We start from the raw sequence: 6664 nt of genomic DNA, 5'->3' as shown, positions 1-6664 counted from the left end.
AATCGTCTGGGTGATCGGTCTTAAATATTCTCACGGATTCACCAAAATTATACCTAGTATAGTAACGGTAGTTATTATAATCTTTAGTTTTTTTTTACTTTCAAAAGCTTTACATTCAATTCCCTTAGGGACTGGTTACGCCATTTTTACTGGATTGGGAACGGTGGGAACAGTAGTAATTGGGATGCTTTTTTTCGGGGAGACCATTAATCCACTGAAAGTATTTTTTGTGGCTTTAATGATATTTGGAATAATTGGAATAAAAATTAGTCCAGCACAACCTAAAAATTAAAGAAAATGAAATGATCTATACAAGGTTAGGGGATGATTCGATGGCTTGGTTTTTTCTTCATATTGCCGGATTTGCCGAGATTGGTAGTGTAATAAGCTTGAAACGTGCAGACGGGTTTAAAAAATTACTCCCCTCTGTAGCGTGTCTTCTGCCAAAAACCTCTATTGAAATAAGATCCATTAAAAAACAATGTATCAACAAGTATTAGTTTAAAGAACATAAAAAATATTTCAAATAACTTTGATGAAGTAACTAACTGAATCGAGGTTAATGCAAAAACTAGTATTAATTGAATGTTTTTCCAATTAATAAAGGTGAATTTTGAGTTTTAACGAATACCGCTAATTACTTTCATATTTATGAGGGGGGATTGTTTATGGCAGTAGCACAGAAGCCGGTCAAAAAATGGTTTACCTTATGTATCTTAATTTTGGGAGGAGGAACAATATTTAAATTATCATCTTTAAAAGATGCTTTTTACGTTCCGATGCAAAAATATTTTCACCTTTCACATACCCAAATAGGTTTAGCATTATCTGTATATGCTATTATACAAATGTTTGGTTATGTAGTCTCCATTTATATCACTGATAGATTTTCTAAAAGGAAGCTAATTCCGATTGGATTGATTGGTGTAGGTGCAACTGGGATTTATTTATCTACTTTACCAAGTTTTTATGGAATTTTAGCTTCTTGGGGAGTAATGGCTTTATTTACAGAGATTACTTTTTGGCCAGTATTGATAAAAACCGTTAAATTGCTTGGAGACTCCGACGAACAAGGCAGGATGTTTGGATTTCTTGAGGCTGGTCGTGGTGTTGTAGATACAATCGTTGCATTCTCTGCTCTAGGTATATTTATTTGGTTAGGATCTGAGTCATTAGGTTTCAGAGCCGCAATTTTATTCTTTGCCTTGATTACAATTATTGTTGGTATTATTAGTTATTTCTTTATAGAGGACGATATCATTGAAACGTTTGATAAGGGTGGAGAAGAAATTAGTAAAAATAAAGTAGCTTTGAAAGGTGCGATTCAAGCAATTAAAACTCCCATACTGTGGTTTTCCTCATTTACAATATTTTGCGTTTATACGGTTTACGCAGGTTTAACTTACTTTATTCCGTTCTTGCAAGAAATTTATGGAATGCCGGTAGCGTTATTAGGTGTATATGGGATTATAAACCAATACGGATTAAAAATGATAGGCGGTCCCATCGGTGGATTCTTAGTTGATAAAAAATTTAAATCAGCGACAAAATACCTTAGATTTACATTTCTCTTATCCATTATTACAATGATAATTTTTATTATGCTTCCACATGACAAAATGAATATTTATATAGGAATAATTGCGACACTTGGCTTCGGATCGATTGTATTTACTCAACGGGCTGTGTTTTTTGCCCCATTAGATGAAATTGATATTCCAAAAGAAATAAGCGGTGCTGCCGTATCATTAGCTTGTTTAGTTGGTTATGCTCCTTCAATTTTCGCCTTTGCCATGTATGGTAATATTCTGGATCACAATCCTGGAATTACTGGATATAGATATGTATTTATGATTATGATTGCATTTGCAGCTATAGGTTTTATTATAAGTAACTATTCAGTTAAAATTTTAAAAAAGAAAAAACAAACTAACTGATATTTGGAAGATAATTAAATGAATGCTTAATTTTTTATCGATATATAAATTGGCTTAAATTTGGGTAACAAATGAAAATTGGATTAGAAACAGAAAGCTTTCACTTGCAGTTTATTATAGGTTGAATGAATATTTTCGATTTTATCAGAAAAACAGCTGAATTAGGATTAGACGGAGTCATCCTTTACACAGAATAATTTTAGAAATGTGTCATCCATATGTTTCTACTTTTAAACGACCTAAAGGTTCGGGGGGAGTAAGCGAAGTAAGGAAAGGATCATTTAAGATGTAAAAACCGTATTTCAATCAAAAACTGTTTGATCCTTTATCAACATACTATCCAAGTGATGATCTTTTAGAACAAATGTTATTGGCCCAAGATAATGAAATTAAAGAATCTGTACAAACGGTCACAAAGTTACGAGAAAAATATTGTAGATAAAAAGGAGATTTTTATTATGAAAGAAGCAGTTTTAACAAGTAATGCGCCACAACCTATTGGACCATATTCCCAAGCGGTATTATCAAAAGGGATTCTCTATATTTCGGGGCAACTCCCTTTAAATCCTAATACTAATAAATTAGCTATAGGCATTGAAGACCAAGCAAGACAATGTTTAGAAAATTTAAAGCACATTTTAATAGAAAAAGGTCTAGAAATGAATTCAGTTTTGAAAACAACTATATTTGTGACTGATTTATCAGATTTTCAAACTGTAAATGAAATTTATGCGGAATATTTTTCGATGCCTTTTCCAGCTAGGAGTACCATTCAGGTAGCAGAATTACCTATGAATGCAATGATTGAAATTGAATTGATGGCCGAGGTAAAAAGGTGACCAATTATTCTTTTTTGGGGAGAATGTGTTTCGTCGTTTAGTTGCTGGTTCTTCCCTAATTTAAGAGAACTTTCGTAAGCAAAGTCGTTAAGTAGAAATTAATTACAAATAAAAATAGAAGTCGAACAAAATTTAGTTTAATTTCTTCTCGGCACAATAAATTAACATAAAGGTGGGTAACAAATGAAAATTGGATTAGAGACAGAAAGCTTTCACTTGCAGTTTATTACAGGTCGAATGGATATTTTTGGTTTTATCAAAAAAACAGCCGAATTGGGATTAGATGGAGTCATGATCAATATTGTTCCATGGCCAGGTTTACCGGGAATTGGTACATTAGAATCATTTGAACCGGAATACTTAGACAAGGTGAAAAAAGAAATTCAAAAGTATGGATTTTTCGCTGAAATCGATACAAATGGAACCGATCCGAAACATCTAACTGAGGTCATTGAGGCCGCGCATAGAATTGGAGCGGATGTCATTCGTACGTATACCTGCATGGGAGAATATGATCCAGACAGATTGAGAAGAGCTCCTGGAGATATTAAACAAATTGTACCATTATTAAAGAAATATAGAATCAAGCTTGCTGTTGAAAATCACGAGGAAGAGTTAACGGATGAAGTGATTCAAATCATTAAGGAAGTCAACAGCCCTTGGGTTGGTGCTCATTGTGATTTCGGGAATGCAATGATGGCATGGGAGGACCCGGTTGAAGCTGTAAGAAAATTAGCACCATATGCCTTTACAACTCATTTTAAGGATCATATTATCGTCCATGATGGCGAAGATTACAGAGTATGTGGCGTACCTGCTGGGACTGGTAATATCGATTTGGAAGAATGTTATAAAATATTGATTGAGAATTCAATGTTGACTAGAATCAACGTTGAAATGTGCTTCCCGTATGCCATCCATTTTAAGAGAGAGCCTGGTACAGGCGGAGTCTTTGCAGTAGGCGAAGGAGCATTTAAGGTGGGACAACCTCCTTATGATTTAAATGTAATTAAACCATTGGATTACTATTATCCGCCAGCAGAACTTCTAGAACAAATGATTGAGGATCAAGAGAAAGGTGCAGAGCAATCGGTTAGATATGCACTTGCATTAAGGGATAAATACTGCCGCTAAATAAAAAACAGGGAGAGGTTCTTTCGGGAATGATCTCCCTATTTATTTTGCAGAAGGGTGCTTTAGTTTAACAATAGGGTTGCTACGCAACACTTTCTTATGGAACTAAAGGGGCAGGCTAGTTGAAGAAGCTTTCTCAATATTTACTGTTTCCAAAAGTTGTTTCTTACAGCTACAATAGTGGTGGAACACAATGAGAAACTGAGAAGGAGCTTATGCTATTTGAATCTTATTAAATATTTTGGAATCCAGTTTATTTTATTTACTGGAATAATCCTAACAGGGTCTTACTCAGATAGTTACATAAGCGATCCATATTCTTACAACTGATTTAATAACAATCTTTAACTTAAAAATGGATGGCTGGAGCATCTTAAAAAGTTTCTGGTCAATACAAAGGTCAATCCAGAGCAGTATATAGTAAATGGATGAGAAATGGAAAGACCAAGCGTATGTATAAGGACAGTTATAATTCAGATGGTTCTTTTAAACATAGAAAACATAAACCGGTGGGTAGATAATGAATAAAAAATTGATATCAGCATTATTTGAGTATGTAAAAGGAAATATAACTAGGGATAAATTGATGGGAATAGCAAGCGAAACATTAGATATTTATAAAGTGGATAAGGACGGACAATTTTATTATATACTATCAAAATTATTCGATGACCCAGATGATAATATCATTCAAGTTAAGAAAGAGTATGTAATAAATATTCTAAGCAAATATTTAAAACAACAAATAAGCTTAGAAGAATTTCAGTTATGGTTTTGGGATATAGTTGGCCTAAATGTAGATACAGAAGATCCCGATGAAGAGGAGTTGATAGTCTATTTAGTGCACAATTTCGACAATCAAGAAATATTTGAAATTGACAATGATATGATTAAAAAGACATTAGAGGTGTTAAACGCTAATTGGGATTCGGTAAAAACCATTAAGGTAGTTAAGGAAATACTATCAAATTAACACGATAAGACTAATGATAAATAAATCCCCTATCCTTTTGAACTGTACCCCAAATGTTAGACACAGTCTAACATTTGGAGGTGCTTTTTTAATGGAGAAATTATTTAATAAAGAAAAATTACAAGCTGTACAACGAGTTCTTAAGCGACAGGAATCGCTTTAATCCATTGCCTATGATCTGAAAAAAGATGATGGCGATTTGAGGTTGTGGGTAAAACGATTAGAGAGTATTTTTCTGTAGGAGTAATAGTTGAACAGAAAGATCGGAGCTGTCATTAAGGCAGTTTTTTCTTTATGCAACTATCGGGGCAAGTTAGTTAAAGAAGGAATTTCCATTTTCCGCACAAATGAAAAGGTGTTAAATGGTATGATTAAATAAAAAATTGTACCAACATAATTTTTAGGGGGAAATGTATTCTTGAAGATAGTTAGAATTATCTTAGCAGTAATTGTTCTTGCTTTATCAGCCTATCAGCTAATTACTCAAAATTTTGAGTTGATGCCGTATTCTATGTTGTTCTTAGGGGCAATTATGTTAGTAACAGGATTAGCCGAACTTCAAAAAGATAGAAAAGGATTTTCGGGGTATATGAGCATTGTTGTCTCTTCATTTCTTTTCTTTGTTTCCATACTGGGTTTCTTAATGAACTAACGGGGCAGTTTAGCATTCCTGTAGTTCGTTATTTTTCAGCTTTGAAAAAAATAGAGCCCCTCAGTAAGATACGAGTATAGAGTCCAATCTAACTCAGAGTCTTAAGGAGGAAGCCTTATTATGAATTTTAAAATGCAAGACAAACAAAATCAATTAATTGAAAGAATTTCTGATACACATCTTATTATTGGTGTGGATATCGCTCAACAATTACACGTTGCAAGAGCAGTTAATTTCCGTGGAGTTGTAGTTGGAGACCCTATTACATTTGAAAATAATGAAGAGGGGTTCGTTAAACTATTAAACTGGATTCAGGATTTAAAAAGATTAAAAAACTTAGATGCAGCAATAGTAGGTATGTAGCCTACAGGCCATTACTGGATTAACCTTTCAAAATGGTTATATAACCAAAACATTGAGGTAGTTACTGTGAATCCCCACTTAGTTAAAAGGAATAAAGAGAATCGTGATAATACCCAATCTAAGAGTGATAAAAAAGATGCGCTCGTTATCGCGGATATGGTCAAAAACGGCTACTATTCCTTTATTCGCCCATCATCAGAATCATTTGAGAAGCTTAGAGTTCTAATGTCTAATCGTGATGTGATTGTTAAACGTCTCGTAATGTCTATTAATCAAATAAATCGATGGGTAGATGTTGTCTTTCCAGAGCTGCGACAAGTGTTTAAAGATGTTTCATGCAAAGGCGCAATCGCAACCCTTCGTTTATTTCCTACACCGGATGAAATATCTTCACTAGAAACACTAGATGTCATGAGGGGGTGGAAGTCTTTAATGAAACGACAACCAGGACCCAAGAAGGCTCAATTACTAATCAATCTAGCAAAATCCTCAATTGGGACAGAACAAGCACTCGATGCTTATACATTCCATCTAGAACAATTATTAGAAGAATATGACCTCGCTGTAAAACAACTCGAAAGAGTTGAACAACAAGTTAAAGAAGTTCTCAATAAAATCCCATTTGCAAAAAAACTACTTATGATTAAAGGAATAAGTGAAATTTCATTAGTGGGGATACTAGGTGAGTCAGGAGATTTAAGTGGATTCTCTCACGGAAACTCTCTATTACGGCATGCGGGATTACATCTAGCGGAAGCAAGTTCAG

General features: G+C 34.0%; 8 protein-coding genes and 1 pseudogene. All 9 read left to right on the top strand.

Going from position 1 to position 6664, the window contains the following annotated elements; genetic code table 11:
• The first annotated feature begins 1 nt into the window (after nt 1).
• Nucleotides 2–292, top strand: a complete 291-nt coding sequence (locus tag ACQKMR_RS27995; RefSeq protein ID WP_427700187.1) for a DMT family transporter — start codon at nt 2–4, stop codon at nt 290–292.
• A gap of 10 nt (nt 293–302) precedes the next feature.
• Nucleotides 303–500, top strand: a complete 198-nt coding sequence (locus ACQKMR_RS27990) for a DMT family transporter (protein WP_427700186.1) — start codon at nt 303–305, stop codon at nt 498–500.
• Between the two features lie 168 nt (nt 501–668).
• Nucleotides 669–1937: an MFS transporter gene (locus ACQKMR_RS27985; protein ID WP_427700185.1), complete on the top strand. Its 1269-nt coding sequence runs from the start codon at nt 669–671 to the stop codon at nt 1935–1937.
• 458 nt (nt 1938–2395) lie between these two features.
• Nucleotides 2396–2776, top strand: coding sequence for a RidA family protein (locus ACQKMR_RS27980; protein ID WP_427700184.1), 381 nt, complete (start codon nt 2396–2398; stop codon nt 2774–2776).
• A gap of 183 nt (nt 2777–2959) precedes the next feature.
• A complete protein-coding gene (locus ACQKMR_RS27975; protein ID WP_427700183.1) occupies nt 2960–3910 on the top strand; it encodes a sugar phosphate isomerase/epimerase family protein in 951 nt (316 codons plus the stop codon).
• Between the two features lie 520 nt (nt 3911–4430).
• Nucleotides 4431–4883, top strand: coding sequence for a hypothetical protein (locus ACQKMR_RS27970; RefSeq protein ID WP_427700182.1), 453 nt, complete (start codon nt 4431–4433; stop codon nt 4881–4883).
• Nucleotides 4884–5133: 250 nt separating this feature from the next.
• Nucleotides 5134–5262: a hypothetical protein gene (locus ACQKMR_RS27965; protein ID WP_427700181.1), complete on the top strand. Its 129-nt coding sequence runs from the start codon at nt 5134–5136 to the stop codon at nt 5260–5262.
• Between the two features lie 39 nt (nt 5263–5301).
• Nucleotides 5302–5535: a DUF3953 domain-containing protein gene (locus ACQKMR_RS27960; RefSeq protein ID WP_427700180.1), complete on the top strand. Its 234-nt coding sequence runs from the start codon at nt 5302–5304 to the stop codon at nt 5533–5535.
• Nucleotides 5536–5655: 120 nt separating this feature from the next.
• Nucleotides 5656–6664: pseudogene (locus tag ACQKMR_RS27955) on the top strand (IS110 family transposase); the annotation flags it as partial.

The organism is Peribacillus sp. NPDC096540 (genome assembly GCF_050278525.1).
GTDB lineage: Bacteria > Bacillota > Bacilli > Bacillales > DSM-1321 > Peribacillus.
Note: the sequence above shows the minus strand (reverse complement) of the source record. Positions and strands in the feature narration are given on the sequence as shown.